A 16,193-nucleotide genomic window follows, 5' to 3' on the forward strand; every position below is an offset into this window, starting at 1 on the left:
AAGCAGTATCGGCATTGCGGAATAAGAGAGGAGAATCCGATGAACGATTTGATTACTTACTACAGCGCCTTCGACGAATGGGGCAGATTGCAGCGGGAACCGCTCGAATTCACGATTAACCTTCACCATATCCTTACGCACCTGCCGACCGTCGGCCGAGTGCTCGACAACGGAGCCGGACCCGGTCAATATTCAATGGCTTTAGCCGGAAAAGGTTATCGCATGACGTTGATCGATCTGACGCCGAGATTGGTCGAGATCGCGGAAGCCAAAGCAAACGAACTTGGCCGGTCTGACAGCTTCGACGGTTTTCATACCCGAGACGCCCGCGATCTGGAAGGTATTCCGAACGAGCATTTCGACGCAGCCTTAATGCTTGGCCCCATGTATCATTTGCAGCAGGAAAAAGATCGCGTCCGCGCTATTCAAGAACTGTATCGCGTGACGAAGCCCGGCGCGACCGTGTTTGTGGCCTTCATGCCTCGAACCGCTTTTTTGCGCACATCGCTGGCTCAGCCGAATAACTGGAAACCCAATCATACTGCCGCAGGGCTGGACCGATTGATGACTACAGGCGCTTTTGACCATGCCGATGAAGGACGATTCACGGGCGCTTATTATTTCGACGTAAATGAGATTGCTCCTTTCATGCACGAACAAGGCTTCGAAAACGTCAAAATCATCGCATCCAGCAGTATTGCAGGCACGATGACAACCGAGCAATGGAACTATTGGCGTCAGCGCGGCGAGGAAGAGTTCAACCGAGTCGTGCAGCAGCTCGTCGACGTATCGGACGATCCGCATATTTTAGGCATGTCCCCGCATGTGCTCTATATCGGAACGCGAAAATAAAACCAATGCAACGACCGTGCAGGCAAGAATCTTTGGAAAGCGAGACCAACCCGGAAATATGTTCCGGGTTTTTGTTATGGAGTCGGGTCGATTCAAGCAGGATTCCCCATGCAAAACGAGAAATACATACTATTGATAACGCTACCAAATAACGATCAAGGAGGATCATCATGATTGCCTACCATCGTTTGAGAGAAGCTATATTGCGGGTGGAACGTCGACCGAATGATTTGGCCGGAGCCGTCATTACGCCGGAAAAGCTGGAGCAGATCCGTTCTTCGGAACATCTGCGGGAACTGCTGGACGAGATTCGAGCGGAGGCGAAGCTTGGCGTAACCGAGCCGCTGCCGTCACTGGATTTCGATATATTCAAAACGTTTCATGAAGAGGGAACGCGTCTGGAATATGAACAACCGTATTTTCGTCGTCGCGCACGCTTGTTGTCTCTTTCCCTTGCTTTGCTGATCGACGGGGACTATGAGTATCGGACCGCTTTGCAGCGAACGGTTTGGGAGATTTGCGGGGAGTACAGCTGGGCGATCTCCGCACATTTGCCTTATGGCGTAAATGAAGCGGGAGAGGAACGCCTACCGCCCGATACCCTTGTCGACTTGTTCGCCGCCGAGACTGCGCATGCTTTGGCGGAAATGTTGACGCTGGTCGGCGATCAGCTGCATCCGTGGATTGTGCAGCGGGTTCGCAGCGAGATTGAGCGCCGCGTGTTCGAGCCGTCTTTCCGTAATGAGCGACCGTTCTTCTGGTTCTCTGCCGATCACAACTGGTCAGCCGTGTGTGCAGGAGCAGTCGGAATGGCGGCGATGTTGTTGATCGACGATCGGGAGCGATCGGCCTGGGCGCAAGCCAAGATCGCCGACGCGATGGACAGCTTCCTGTCCGGTTACGGCGACGACGGCTGCTGCATGGAAGGCGCCGGTTATTGGACATACGGCTTCGGCTACTACGTCTATTGGGCGGAAATGCTGCATGCCTACACAGACGGTCAACTGGATTTGCTGCAAAATGGAAAGGTACGCCGAATTGCCGAATACGCAGGCAGTGTAGCCCTCACGTTGCCCGACTGTGTGAACTACTCGGATTGTTCGTCGGAGATTCGGTTGCACCCGGGATTGATCAGCCGCCTGCAAAGCCGGATCGGAATCAGCGCGCCGATCGTCGTCAAGCCCCCTTCGTTCCATGACGATCATTGTTACCGCTGGCCGCATCAGGTGCGTAATCTGCTTTGGTCAGAAGAGCAAATGGTCGAGGAAGGGCCGCCGTCCGGAACGATTCGTTTCCCGGATGCGGGTTGGGTCATTGACAAGCGGAGTACATCGGCTGGCTTATTTGCTTTTTCGGCTAAGGGCGGAACCAATGATGAACCGCATAATCATAACGATCTGGGGCATTTTATCGTTCATGCGGCGGGCGAGACGTTGCTTGCGGATCTGGGTCCGGGCATGTACACGCAAGAATACTTCAGCACTGCCAGATATGAACATTTGCATACTTCGTCGCTCGGACATTCGGTTCCGGTCGTGAACAGCTGCGCGCAAGAGAGCGGGAAAAGGCACCGGGCCGAGATTATCCGCAGCGTAAGCAACGGCGATCGCCTGCATTTTGATCTGGACCTGACGCAAGCGTACGGAAAAGAAGCAGGTTTGTCGTCGTATATTCGGCACTTTACTTGGACATGCCAGGGCGGTGTGCCTTCTGCTGTATTGGAAGTTCGAGACGTGTTCGAATTCGTCGTGGAAAAGGCAGACCCGGAATCCCGATTGGCCGAGGTACGTTTAGCGGCAGCCGACGAAGCTCGCTTGGAAGAAGACGGCAACCCGCTGATCGAGGACGAATCGGCTCCATTGACGGAAGAAGGCTCCGGGCACCGGGTAACGGAACATTTTATCAGCTTATATCGTCCGGAAACCGAGCTGGGTTCGATCATCTGGCAAGGCGAGCGGGGCCGGGCTGAATTGCAATACAATCCATCATGCTTCGAAGTGGTCGTGGAAGAGTTGGATACGCATCGGCATTTGGGAGAAAAAGAGCGGGTTTATCGTACGGCGCTTGTCGCGACCTCGTTGAAACGCAGATTCGTTGCCGAATGGACATTGCGCTGTTCGGTCAAACAGGAGAAGCATCACCCTGAGAGCGAAGCGGCATCTTCAATGTAGCAGGGGATTTGCGCGAACGATTGGATAGGAGGAACGATATTGAGAACCCGAATCGTATGGACGGTAATCGGTTGTGCAAGTCTGGCGTTCGTTTTGGGAGCTTGCGAGAACGGGATGGTTCAATCTCGGGAGGTCGAAGTCCGGGCTTCAACGAACGCAATATCTGATGCTTCGCTCCCGGATAGCGGATTAAGCTGGTCAACCTTCGACGAATATCCATACGAGGATATCGGTTCGGGGTTATATATTCGAATCTACGAGATCGGCGGAGGCGAGCAGTTGCGGGTAAGCGGCACAAGCATGAAGCTGAATCCGATGGGCGTTGCATGGATACGCCGCGACGGAACGGAGACGACGATCAAAGGTCAGGAAGAGTGGGATCGCCTGCGGGAGCAGATCGCGATGAACTGATTCTAGTAGCTTGTCTCATAATGATTGCAGGTTTATGTTCGTCTGAAACGTGCATGGTTCTAGTGCGTTTCAGACGGGCGAAACCATTCATCAATCTGAGACAAGCTTCTAGTCGCGTTCTTTTTTATATAGGCATAGCTTCACGCTAACAAAAATTTCATTATCGAATTTTTGAGAACGGGGGGCTTTAAATGGTATAATGGCTGGGAGCCGATCCGAACAAGCACGGAGAAACTCATCCCAATACATTAGAGAGAGGGATCACAATGGCTAACGGACAAAACGCAGGTTTTCAACAAGACGATCGGCTTCAGCAGCTGAGCGAGAACGGAATCGATTGCACGGTCATTACCGTAAACGGAGCACGCATTCAAGGCAAGATCGAAGCGTTTGACCGTTTCGTGATTGTTGTTCGTACGCCGGCTAGCAAGCAAAGCCTGATTTACAAGCACGCCGTTTCGACGATTGTCGAAGGCATGGGTAAATAACGAGTGATCGCAAAAAAGGCCCGATGAAGCGGAGCGCAACCTCCGTTTCTCGGGCCTTTTACGTGCATGTCATAAAATGGGCAGGATCGACGACCGGAGATTCGGGTAATGAGTAGCAGAAGAGAGAGCAACACTAATCGCACACAGAGAGCGGGGAACTTTTCGATGACATCATCATCCCAAACCAACTTTGATCTAATCGTACTCGGAACCGGCAGCGCAGGACAGAATGTTGCAATCTCATGCCGAGAAAAAGGCTGGAGCGTCGCCATCATCGATCCGCTTCCGTTCGGAGGAACTTGTTCGCAGCGGGGCTGCGATCCCAAGCGGGTGCTGGCCGGAGCGGCCGAACTGATCGGACGTAACCGGAATTTAACTAACAAAGGCATCGCTAGCGAGAACGCCATCGAGTGGTCGGATCTGATGGACTTCAAAACGACCTTCGTCGAAGGCATTCCGGAATCGACCGAGGAGAAGTTCGAACAAGCAGGCATTCGCTATTTCCACGGCACGGCTTCGTTTACGGACACGAACAAAATCCAGATTGGCGAGCAGGAGCTGACCGGAGGCAAAATTTTGATCGCGACAGGCGCCAAACCCGCTACGCTCGGTATCGAAGGCGAAGAGTTGCTGATGAACAGCGCGGGATTCCTCGATCTTCAAAAGTTGCCGGACAAGATCGCTTTTATCGGCGGCGGCTACATCTCGTTCGAGTTCGCGCATATCGCGGCCGAAGCCGGAGCGGAAGTGCATCTGATTCACAACAACGACAAACCGCTCAAAAACTTCGATCCCGATCTGGTAGAGGCTTTGGTGGACAGCATGAGAAACCTCGGTATTATCTTCCATCTGAATACGAAAACGGAGAAAATCACGCAGTCGGGAGACGCATTTGTATTGGAAGCGAAGGAAGAAGGCAAGCCGCTTCGATTGGAAATCGGAGCCGTGATCCACGGAGCCGGACGGGTGCCGAATATCGACGAGCTGGACCTGGAAAAAGGAAACGTCGACGCGGATAAAAAAGGCGTGACCGTCAATGATCAACTGCGCAGCGTCAGCAATCCCGACGTCTACGCCGCAGGCGACGTATCCGGTTCGCCCGGACTTTCGCTGACGCCGATTGCCGGGCTCGAAGCCCGAGCGGTGACAGCGAATCTATTAAATGAAGGAAATAAGACGCCGAACTACACGGCTACGCCGTCCGTCGTGTTCACCTATCCGATGCTGGCTTCCGTCGGCATGACCGAAGCCGAAGCGAAGGACAGCGGCAAAGACATCAAAGTCAATCTCGTCGATATGTCCGGCTGGTACACCTATAAGCGAATGGGCGAGAAGCCGAGCATGGCAAAAGTTATTTTGGACAAGTCCGACGGTTCGATTCTCGGCGCGCATGTGCTGAACAGCAATGCCGAGCATTTGATCAATTACTTCACGATCGCGATGCGGCACGGCCTGACGGCGGAGCAGCTGAGCGATACGCTGTTTGCTTATCCGTCAGACGGCAGCGATGTGCAGTATTTATTAGAATTATAAAAAAACATTACATGGCATGAACCAGATCTAAGCGAAATCTATTTACTAAGATGAACCAGGAGAACAATAACGAACTTCTCCCATGCTTTTAATTTCCCTGTTTATTGTTCACTTATATGGTGTTCGCGCTATGGCGTATCTTCAAACCTCGACGGAAGCAGATCTTGCTGAATTTTCGTGCTCAATAAGAAACCTTTTTGAAGTTTTGTTGGGGCACGTCAAAAGAAAGTGACGCAGGACAGCGAGAAAAGGCAGTAAGAGATGCGCGTTGGCAGGTTTGAAGACACACCCTAGTACTTTGTATCAGATGAAGATACGGTTACGTTTGGCCGAAACGCACTAGACCCACGTGCGTTTCGGCCAAACGTAAACCTAGTACTTAAAATGATACCAGGTACTAGTAATATGAAGTGATAAAAAAGAACGTTGTATCAAACCAAACAACTATCCTGACAATCATAGGATGTACTCACAAAGTGAAAAATATTAATGCTATGTCACGGCGTTAGGGAAATGATCAAGAATTCGCTATATGCAATTACAAAGTTGAATTATTAGGCAGCAGATATAAGTTGTTATTAAATATTATACAGTTCGCGTATAACATATAGAAAACGATCATGTGCTTCCATGCAAAACAACTATCAAGAAACCAACTTCTAAAAAGTGTTAGATGTGTTTTTGGCTTTCCATTAAGGGATAGCTTTTTGGTTTATAATTTTTGGGGATGTATAAAATAGAAAGAGAAGAGCTATTTTTCATTTGTGAGCGTACATTTCATTTTTATGGAATAAATAATTTAAATGATAATTTTTTAGTATACTCACACATCATTATTTGCAAACAATCAATTAAAACGTACATCATTTACTTATTTAACTGTAAGAGTAACTTGAATTATTTATTGGGCATATGAGATAGTTAGATTAAAACTATCTTGGAGGTAATAAATGGGCTTTTCAAAAGAGTTTCATGAATTACTAGATGAAGTGCATGATTTTGCAACTTATCATGGAAACACTTCAATATTTTTCAGAGGACAATGTGATGATTGGCCATTACATTCAGGACTTTTTCGAATGAATAATGGAAAAAAATTATCTGAATTAAAAAGTGATGAAGAATCAATGTATAGAATGTTTTTAAACCAAGGGCATACTTTATTGAGGGGAGAGAAAAATTGGGAGTTATTATTTATCATGCAACATCATGGGGTACGAACTAGATTATTAGATTGGTCTCCTTCTTTGTTAACTGCATTATTCTTTGCTATTCAGAATACCGATGCATCTAATCCAGTTTTGTGGATGCTAAATGCTACTAAATTAAATGGTTTAAGCACTGGTTCTTCAGCATTGATTTCTCTTCCATTTGAAGGTAACACTTATGAAGAAGTTCTTTCATCTCCAGAACCTTGCTTATCTGTTATGGCGTTGTTGCCTACGAGGAATACTGCACGACAAATTATTCAACAAGGAATGTTTACATTGCAAGGCGACAATATGTTACCTTTGGAAGACGAATTTGGAGGAAGTTTAGTTCATGAGATGATTTTGAAAAAAATTAAAATTTCAGAGTCTATAATTAATGACATAAGTGAATTTTTAAGAATGAATGCGGTGGATCACTTTACAATGTACCCTGATTTAGACGGTTTAAGCAAAAGAGTAAATACTTATTTATAGATAACTAAACTGTACCCTACAAGATGGACACTTTGAAAAAAGTCATCTTGTAGGGTCTTTTTGTGTACAACAAAGAAAAAGATGAGCGGTGGTTGAAACGAATAGCTAAACAATTATTCACAACCCAGCAACAAAAAGAGCTTCAAAACAATCCCCATGTGAAACAGGTCAGTGACAAAGCCATTACCTACACGGATACGTTTAAAGAACATTTCATCCAAGCTTACGAGCAAGGCAAACTGTCCTTTGAGATTTTTCAAGAGGCGGGTTTTGACGTCGAGATTTTAGAAAAAAACGCATTCAAATGGCTTCTCAGCGCTGGCGTGCGGCTTGCAAGCAAAAGGGAATCCTCGGTCTTGCGGACGGAAGAAAGCAGGGCTCTGGACGTCCGCTGGCACGTGAACTCAGCTCCGAAGAGAAGATCGCCAAGTTGGAAGCCAAACTGGAATGGCTCGAAGTGGAGAATGAATTCCTAAAAAAGCTCGACGGGCTCGAAAGGCAAGCGAAGAAGCCGAAATCCAAGTAGGTACCCGGCAGAAATTCGACTGGATTCAGCAGATCACGAATCAGCTCAAATTCAAACGTAAAGTCCAGTAGTTGTGCCATCTCGCCGGGGTTTCGCGTTCTGGGTATTACGCGTACCTTAGCGAGATGGCCGTTTTCAACCGGCAGAACCAGCAGGAGAAAGACGAACACGCCTACAAAATCCTGCTGAGCGCTTACCGGTATAAGAAGAGGACGAAAGGTGCTCGCCAGATTCAAATGATGCTGCAGCTTCATTTTGGCCTCACCTACAACCTCAAACGGATTCGTCGACTCATGAACAAATTCAACCTCGTCTGCCCGGTAAGACGAGCCAATCCATGCGCCGAATCGCTAAAGTGACGCAGGAGCACCGCACGTGTCCCAATACTTTAGATCGGAAATTCAAACCTGGAGTCGCGGGCCAAGTTCTGTTGACGGATATTACCTATCTCCGTTATGGAGCGAGTCGCCGGGCGTATTTGTCCACGATTAAAGATGCCCAAACGAATGAAATTCTGGTCTACAAGGTCTCCGATTCACTGAGGCTGGATTTGGTGCTAGATACGCTCAAACAACTGAAAAAGTATCGCCATCTCACACGCAAAGCGTTCATCCATTCGGACCAAGGCTTTCACTGCACGCATCCGAAATTCCAAAAACTCGTGAAGAAAATGAAGCTTGGACAATCCATGTCGCGAAGAGGAAACTGTTGGGACAATGCCCCGCAGGAATCGTTCTTTGGTCATTTGAAAGACGAAACGGACTTCAAAGCCTGCCAAACGCTCCAACAAGTCAAGCAAGAGGTCAAGCGTTACATGACGTATTACAATCGGGAACGCGGGCAATGGAACTTAAAGAAGCTGCCGCCTGAACGATACAGGCAACAGCTTCTTCACGCGTCCTAACTTTTTTTCCAACTGTCCTTTACAAAGGGGACAGTTTAATCGGATCGCAGTTTTTGCTTCGGAACATCATGTGAAATACTTCCCAAAAGGGAAACGGAGCATGCCTGTTCGTACGGTGTCAGAAAAAATAAAAAAGCTAGGATAAAAGAAGGGAGCAAAAAACTATCGAATAAGGGATGATCGCATGAAGAAAAGGGTATCCAAGGTGCAGCAGCCGTTTATATGGTTTTCCGTGATTTTGCTTGTAAAAAGTTTGGTTGTTTGGTCGGCGATCTTTACGGAAGAACAAAGTTGGGGAGTGATGATCACCGAACTTCCTTTTTTTGTCGTCATATTCGTTGCGATTGAATGGTTTGCGTCTAAGCGTAAAGTCTTCTATTACATGCTGGCGAATTTAATGATCACGATTATTTATTTTTCCGTATTGATGTATTACAAGTATTACGGAGTCGTGGCAACCTATCGGGCATTAGGTCAGGTAGGCAAACTCTCTCATGTTGAAGAAAGCACCTTTTCACTATTAACTCCGTATTATTTGTTTCTTTTTGCCGATATTCTAATTTTCTTCTTTCTTTTTCTGCTGCCCAAGTCGCGTTCGGAAATAAAAACGAAACGTTCGGTAAGCATGAATCGAAAAACGCTATCTTTGATTTTGTCGCTTGCGCTGGTCGTCTGTCTGTTCCAGGTGTGGCCTAATCGCGCGAGCATGAATGAGGTGAAGAAAGCTGAAAGCATGGGAATCCTTAATTACGAATTGTATAAAATCATTGAAGATGCGACAGCAAAAAAAGAATTGATCGCGTCGGATCGGATTTCACAGCCAATCGTAGACGGTTTGACGGGAACGGATCGCGCAATGGCTTCTACATCGGAATTAAGCGGTGTCGATAAAAGCAAGAATCTGCTCATCATCCAGATGGAGTCGCTGCAAAATTTCGTGATCGGGCTGAAAGTGGACGGACGCGAAGTTACGCCCAATCTCAATCGGTTGATTCAAGACAGTACTTATTTTCCGAATTTTTATACGAATGCAGGCGCGGGCACGACTTCGGATGCGGAGTTTGTCGTCAACACTTCATTTTATGCACCGTCGGACGGCGCCGCGACTTCTTCGGCGTACATGAATAAAAATCTGCCGGGGCTGCCGCGTTTATTGCACGAAAAAGGCTATGATAAAGCAACATTCCATACGAATACCGTTAAATTTTGGAACCGGGATCGGTTGTATCCGGCATTGGGATTCGACCGTTATTACGATCAGGCATTTTACGGAAGCGACGATTATATCGCGTTCGGTGCTTCGGATGAACGTTTGTACGATAAAACGCTGCTTGAATTAAAGCGTATGAACGAAAACGAACAGCCTTTTTACGCAATGGTGATTTCGATGAGCGCGCATCATCCTTATCATCTTCCGAGCGATAAATATCGGATGGAGCTTCCCGAAGCTTACGCGGATACTTTGCTCGGCGATTATCTTCAAGCTCAAAGTTATGCGGATTTTGCATTGGGCAAATTCATTGACGGATTAAAAACCAGCGGGGTATGGGAAGACAGTTTGGTCGTTTTATACGGCGATCATCAAGGGTTGCCTTTGTATAGTTTGACCGGAAGGGAAAAGGAACAACTTCATGAGCTAATCGGACATGAATACGGGTATACGGACATGTTCAATATTCCGTTAGTTCTCCGATCGCCGAGCGGCAAGCTTCCTGACGAATCGGCTCAGCTCGGTGCGCAAATCGATATCCTTCCCACCGTTGCTCGTTTGCTCGACGTCTCTCTCGACGATGATTTGCATTTTGGGCAAGACTTGCTCCAGGAACATTCGTCCTTGATTCCTTTGGTTCATTATTTGCCGGTAGGTTCTTATCTCGAAGATCAATCGATCTATGTGACAGGGAATCAGTACACGGACGGCGAACGATATTTGCTGCAAGATAACGCGATGACGCAGCCGGAAGCGTCGGAGCGGAAATTCCGGCAAGCGCTGCAACTCCATCGTCTCTCCGACAGTTATCTGCTCCAGCTGCCGGATCGCATTGAGTAAATGAAGCCGTTCAATCCGGCATATGCCGGGTTTTTCGAATATAATCGCGGACAATCAGCGTCACTTCGATCATTCCGGCCAAGACAAGATAGATCCCTACGTAAAAGATATACTGGACTTCTTCATGGTACATATTCACCCAACATACCAAGCCGAACAGGCCGCACAAGACGGCATTGACTAAAGGAAAAAGACGTTTGCGGGAGGCTTGTTCCGATTTTACGTATACGGCAAAGCTCAGATAGGCATGAAACAAAAATCCGACTCCGATCAGGAAATTGGTGGATACCGTAAAAGCAAAAGTTTTGCCGCTGACCATAAGGAGCAGTGCGACAAGCGCCGTCGTCAATTGCAGCACAGTTATACTTTTTCCCAACGCGGTTTTCGTGTTGTAGCGCTTTAGATTTTTATACGTTTTGATTCCGAAAAAAATAAGAACGGCGAGCAGAAAAAGCACGCCGAATACTTTATACGTGACGCTCGGGAGCTGCATGAAAAAAAGCCCGAACAAAACAAATGCAATGCCTTTCGCTAAAGCCGTCGATTTGAGGGCATCGATCCAATCCATCTGCTTCAAGCCGGTTGTCACAGAATGAACAAGGCCCGATATGGTTTTTTTGGTTTTGCTATCGGAGTTGCGCAAAGCGATCAAAATCGATTCAAAGCCGTCTATGCCTTTCCCCGCCACATCGATAATCAACTTGGTCCCGCCGACACTGAGCGCATCGAAAAAATCCCGGGTAAACGTCATTCGATGTTCCAAATCAACGTTTTGAATCCAACTATCGATCATGCCGTTAATGAATATGCAGCGTTTGGTCAAGCCGTTTTTGGAAACGAATGTGCTGCCTTCAACCTCCCAAGTCAAAGGAAGATGCTGCATCGGACCTTCAACCCGGCTTCCGATGATTTTGAGGGTCGAATCCGGAGGAGCAAACAACATGCCGATTACGCTAAATTCAGGTACGATTCGGATAAGCTTGTTTTGAATGCGACCCAAATATTCGGCACAAGGGAGATCCCGGCAAAATCCGGGTCCGTCGTTATTATAGACGTTCAGTATGCGGGAACCGGCCGTCTCGCTGCACATCATGGACGCGTACATCGCCAGGTTGCCGCCTTTGGAATGACCTCCTACTCGATAGAGACGATCCGGGCGTACGACGGCTTCCAGATAATCGAGTGCCTGCTGCTGCGCAGCCGCCGTTTGAAAACTTAAAGAAAAATCTTCTCTCCATCCCAGAATCGAATTGTCGGTTCCCCGATAGGAGACGTAATAAGCGTCATCTCCCAATTCAATAAGCAGCGCTGCGAATTGCGCAACTTCGACTTCGTCCATATGTTCGACGAAGCAAGACAACTTGGCATGTTTGAACCGTTCGGAAGCCGCCATCGCTGCCAACAAACCCTCGTCGATAATATCCAATCGTCTGGAACGTTGAAAAGAAGGATTGGATAACCGTTCGCTCATTAAACGCCAAGCTTCGCTAACGGTAACGAAACGATTCTCTTCGGGAGACGGAACAATGCCTTCAAAATCAAAATAAGAAATGGATGACAAAATAAGATTATCCACTTCGTTAAAAGGTCTTTCTTTTAAACTTAAATCTCCGCGCCATTTCAAGTAAGTCAGAACATTTCCCATGTCATATACCCCGTAAGTTTAGATATCTTTATCGTGTTGACCAGGAACTATTATATTCGCGTTTAAGAAACTCAATCTAAACTTTTGGATATAAAAAAACACTCCGGCAATCACCGGAGTGCAAGTTCCTCTTCGGGAACGGAAGTGTAAGTCTGCCAAGGAACAGATGCTGCGCCCAGCTCATCCAGATACGCCACATATTGCGAATCTCCGCAATACTTCGGAACGCCGTCCGCATCCTGCGACATCAGAACGATCGGCATGTTCGGAAAATAAGGCTCGTACTTCGCCGCGGCTTCCTCGCACGTCCCGGAAAATCCGAGCACATGCAGCTTCACCGCAACCACCGCAAACTTCTCGCCTTGCCGCTCCATCACTGCGCCGTCAAAACTCATCTTATTCGCCTCCAATTAAAATAGGTTACCTGTCTATTAAAACAGATTTGAGATTTTATGTTGTGAACCATATCACAAACTATGATTTAAATTGCAAACGTTTTAATTCGGAATGTAATCGCTCTCGGCTTCCGCAGATGACACCTGTCACTTAACACCTGGTCCTAATACATGCTATAATAAAACCCATTCACTCCTAAGAGCGGACAGCCGCTTATCAGTGTTGGCTTCACGACTATGTTTTTCAAAAAAGGAGAAGGATCGGATGAACTACAACGAATGGGTAGCCCCTGAACGTTATAACATGACGGAAGAAATGGAGCGCCACGCCCCGGACAAGATCGCGCTCAAATGGCTCGGCGAAGCCGAAGAGAAAGCGGAAATCACGTACGGCGAACTGCTGAAGCAGGCGAACCGTCTGGCCGGAGGGCTTGCGCAGCAAGGGCTGCAAAAAGGCGATAAGGTGCTGGTTACGGTACCGCGCCGCATTATCGCTTACGTTACCTACTTGGCTTGTTTGAAGCTCGGCTTGGTCATCATTCCGTCTTCGGAAATGCTGCGCGCCAAGGATCTCTCGTACCGCCTGCGCCACTCGGAAGCGCGCGCGGTGATCTCTTGGCCGTCGGTGACGGGCGAAGTGGATCGGATCGAAGAAGAGTTGCCTGAATTGAAGTATCGCATTCTGGCAACGGAAGCCGGAGACCTGTCGACGCAGGAAGGTTGGTTGAACCTGAATGCTTTGATGGAAGGCCAAGCCGATACGTTCGAGTCCGTGGAGACGTCGCGCGACGATATGGCGATCCTGGCGTATACATCGGGAACGACCGGCAATCCGAAGGCTGTCGTGCATACGCACGGCTGGGGATTCGCGCATCTGCGCATCACTGCTTCGTGGCTGGATATCAAGGAGACGGATACGGTCTGGGCAACGGCAGCTCCGGGCTGGCAAAAATGGATCTGGAGTCCGTTCCTGTCCGTGCTCGGAAGCGGAGCGACCGGGTTCTTCTACAGCGGTTCGTTCGAGCCGAAGCGTTATTTGCACCTGCTTCAAGACTATAAAGTCGGCGTGCTGTGCTGTACCCCGACCGAATATCGTTTGATGGCGAAAACGCACGGACTGGACGAGTACGACCTGACCAACCTTCGCAGCGCCGTATCGGCGGGCGAACCGCTGAACCAGGAAGTCATCAACGTATTCCGCAAGCATCATAATTTGACCATTCGCGACGGCTACGGCCAGACCGAGAGCACGCTGCTCATCGGCAATCTGGTCGGTTCGGAGATTCGTCTCGGCGCAATGGGCAAATCGATGGCGGAAGGACTGGCGCTGGTCGTCGACGACGAAGGCGTTCCTGTCGCTCCGGGCGAAGTCGGCAATATCGCCGTGCACAGCGAACTTCCGGCCCTGTTCCGCGAATACTTCAAAGACCCGGATCGCAAAATGCAGTCCATGCGCGGCGAATACTTTATCACCGGCGACCGCGCGAGTCTGGACGAAGAAGGGTACTTCTGGTTCGAAGGCCGCGGCGACGATATTATCATCAGCTCGGGCTACACGATCGGACCGTTCGAGGTGGAAGAAGCCTTGATGAAGCATGCGGCGGTCAAAGAATGCGCGGCGGTTGCAAGCCCCGACGAGATTCGCGGCAGCATCGTCAAAGCGTTCGTCGTTCTGCGCGAAGACGCGGAAGGCACGCCGGAACTGGTCAAGGAATTGCAAACCCACGTCAAAGAATGGACCGCTCCTTACAAATACCCGCGCAAGATCGAATTCGTGACGGATTTGCCGAAGACCGCTTCGGGCAAGATCCGCCGGATCGAGCTGCGCGAGCAGGAGAAGCGGAACGCTTCGAATTGATGTTCCCGATTGTATAGCAAAACGGCTCCGGCGTCTGACGATGCCGGAGCCGTTTTTTTGCATGCTATTTAGAAGATGAAGATATTTCGATATTTTTAAGCGATATCTATGTACATTTTTCTTCGTAACGCTGATATTATTATATTCGGTCGGCATAAGCCGAAAAAGAGAGAACTTGGTTGGGAGACTAGAGAGAGCATGAAAAAATCAATCGCAATTCCGCTGACGATCTCGATTATCGCGATTTCGTTTTCGGCCATATTCGTAAAATGGTCGGACGCGCCGTCTTCGATCATCAGCATGTACCGCATGTGGTTTGCCTGCATTCTGATGCTGCCGATCGTCTGGGTCAAGCGGGGAGAGTTCAAAAAGCTCAGCCGGAAAGAAGTCTTTCTGCTGATCTTTTCCGGATTGTTTCTGGCGATGCATTTCGCGTTATGGTTTGAATCGCTCAAGCTGACCACGGTCGCGAGTTCCACGATCATTTTGGCGCTTCAGCCGCTCGTCTCGCTGCTGGTCGGATTCCTGTTGTTCAAAGAACGCACCACGCGTGCCTCGATCGCGGCGCTTGCCGTGGCGACGTTCGGAGTCGGCTTGATCGGATGGGGCGATATCGGGCTGAGCGCGCAGGCGATCCGCGGCGATATTTTGTCGTTCTTATGCGTGATCGCGGTAGTGGGTTACTTGTTTATCGGACAGAATGCGGTGAAAAAAGTATCGCATTGGATCTACAGCTTCAGCGTATTCTTTTCGGCGGCTGTTTTTCTGACGATCTTCAATGTCGCGACGACGCAGGAGTTTTTCGCTTATCCGGCCAAAGAATGGGGCGTGTTCGCGCTGCTCGCGGTCGTGCCGACGCTGTCGCATATCATTAACAACTGGCTGCTGAATTACGTGAACGCGACGACGATTTCCATGAGCATTCTGGGCGAGCCGGTCGGCGCTTCGCTGCTGGCGGTATGGCTGCTCGGCGAGCATATGACCGCGATTCAACTCGTGGGCGGCGTGCTGGTATTGGCGGGCATGTCTATGTTCCTGATCCGTCAGTCGAGCGCGGCGCGTCCGGCATTGGAACAATCTTCGGACGTGCCAGCACGGACAGCGGAAACCCCATAAATCGGCTGTAGAGCCGCAAGTATTCTGCGCGTCCGACCGGTCCTCCGATTACGAGCGCTTCGTACCAAACGCCGAATTCCTTCATTAGAAACCCGGAGCCGGCATAGCCGTTTCGTACGTAAAATTCGCGTCGGCGCAGACGTTCGGCCGCGTTCGGCGAATCTTTTTCCGCGGCTTCGATATTGAGCACGATCCGGCTGTCGGCGTACGTCAGGCGAAGCTGCTCCAAAATCCGGCTGCCGTAGCCGTTCGACCGGAGCGCCGGATCGATCGCCAGATACATGACGAATGCCAGATCCCGATCGCGGGACAAGGACAAATAGGTGAATCCGATGAACGTATCGTTTTCGTAATAAGCGGTAAAATCGACGAAGGACTTCCGTGCTTTCCTGAGAAGGATGGACATGGGGGCTCTTTCGTTTGCGGGGAAAGCTTCTTCGTATAACGTCTTGATTATAGGAAGAACGGAAGACTGCTTGGTGATCGCTTCGGTTCGTAAATGCATGGGAAGGCTCCTTTTTTTGAATAGGATCTGTTCTTCAAGTGTAAAGCTCTGGAA

Annotated in this window: 12 protein-coding genes and 1 pseudogene; 10 read left to right on the forward strand and 3 right to left on the reverse strand. The window is 49.1% G+C overall.

Features of this window, described 5'->3' with window-relative positions; translation table 11 throughout:
- The first annotated feature begins 39 nt into the window (after nt 1-39).
- The 8 genes and pseudogenes from SACSAC_RS15550 (at nt 40) to SACSAC_RS15590 (ending at nt 10,620) form a co-directional block, all read left to right on the forward strand.
- A complete protein-coding gene (locus SACSAC_RS15550; protein WP_037287941.1) occupies nt 40-852 on the forward strand; it encodes a class I SAM-dependent methyltransferase in 813 nt (270 codons plus the stop codon).
- 170 nt (nt 853-1,022) lie between these two features.
- Entirely contained in the window at nt 1,023-3,023 is a 2,001-nt protein-coding gene (locus SACSAC_RS15555) for a heparinase II/III family protein (RefSeq protein ID WP_051507161.1), read from the forward strand.
- Nucleotides 3,024-3,062: 39 nt separating this feature from the next.
- Nucleotides 3,063-3,434 carry a hypothetical protein gene (locus SACSAC_RS15560; protein WP_037287944.1) on the forward strand — a complete coding sequence of 124 codons (372 nt, stop codon included), beginning with the start codon at nt 3,063-3,065 and terminating at the stop codon, nt 3,432-3,434.
- Between the two features lie 266 nt (nt 3,435-3,700).
- Nucleotides 3,701-3,922 carry an RNA chaperone Hfq gene (gene hfq / locus SACSAC_RS15565; RefSeq protein WP_037287946.1) on the forward strand — a complete coding sequence of 74 codons (222 nt, stop codon included), beginning with the start codon at nt 3,701-3,703 and terminating at the stop codon, nt 3,920-3,922.
- 165 nt (nt 3,923-4,087) lie between these two features.
- A complete protein-coding gene (locus SACSAC_RS15570) occupies nt 4,088-5,455 on the forward strand; it encodes a dihydrolipoyl dehydrogenase family protein (RefSeq protein ID WP_037287950.1) in 1,368 nt (455 codons plus the stop codon).
- Nucleotides 5,456-6,405: 950 nt separating this feature from the next.
- A complete protein-coding gene (locus SACSAC_RS27720; RefSeq protein WP_084778089.1) occupies nt 6,406-7,140 on the forward strand; it encodes an FRG domain-containing protein in 735 nt (244 codons plus the stop codon).
- 101 nt (nt 7,141-7,241) lie between these two features.
- Nucleotides 7,242-8,570 (forward strand): annotated as a pseudogene (locus SACSAC_RS27725) (IS3 family transposase).
- 184 nt (nt 8,571-8,754) lie between these two features.
- A complete protein-coding gene (locus SACSAC_RS15590) occupies nt 8,755-10,620 on the forward strand; it encodes an LTA synthase family protein (RefSeq protein ID WP_037287956.1) in 1,866 nt (621 codons plus the stop codon).
- Between the two features lie 10 nt (nt 10,621-10,630).
- On the opposite strand, the gene SACSAC_RS15595 is transcribed toward SACSAC_RS15590, so the two are convergent.
- Entirely contained in the window at nt 10,631-12,265 is a 1,635-nt protein-coding gene (locus tag SACSAC_RS15595; protein WP_037287963.1) for an Mbeg1-like protein, read from the reverse strand.
- Nucleotides 12,266-12,375: 110 nt separating this feature from the next.
- Complete coding sequence (locus SACSAC_RS28470; protein ID WP_037287968.1) at nt 12,376-12,660, reverse strand: hypothetical protein; 285 nt, start codon at nt 12,658-12,660, stop codon at nt 12,376-12,378.
- Nucleotides 12,661-12,925: 265 nt separating this feature from the next.
- Between SACSAC_RS28470 and SACSAC_RS15605 the strand changes: the two genes are divergently transcribed.
- Nucleotides 12,926-14,518 (forward strand): acetate--CoA ligase, encoded by a 1,593-nt coding sequence (locus SACSAC_RS15605; protein WP_037287970.1) that lies wholly within the window; start codon nt 12,926-12,928, stop codon nt 14,516-14,518.
- 198 nt (nt 14,519-14,716) lie between these two features.
- The gene (locus tag SACSAC_RS15610) at nt 14,717-15,634 is read left to right on the forward strand and encodes a DMT family transporter (RefSeq protein WP_037287977.1); all 918 of its coding nucleotides are present in this window, start codon (nt 14,717-14,719) and stop codon (nt 15,632-15,634) included.
- On the opposite strand, the gene SACSAC_RS27730 is transcribed toward SACSAC_RS15610, so the two are convergent.
- On the reverse strand, nt 15,546-16,139 hold the full coding sequence (locus SACSAC_RS27730) for a GNAT family N-acetyltransferase (RefSeq protein ID WP_084778090.1): 594 nt from the start codon (nt 16,137-16,139) through the stop codon (nt 15,546-15,548). The genes SACSAC_RS15610 and SACSAC_RS27730 overlap by 89 nt on opposite strands.
- Nucleotides 16,140-16,193 lie beyond the last annotated feature (54 nt).

It is taken from the genome of Saccharibacillus sacchari DSM 19268 (assembly GCF_000585395.1).
Lineage (GTDB): Bacteria > Bacillota > Bacilli > Paenibacillales > Paenibacillaceae > Saccharibacillus > Saccharibacillus sacchari.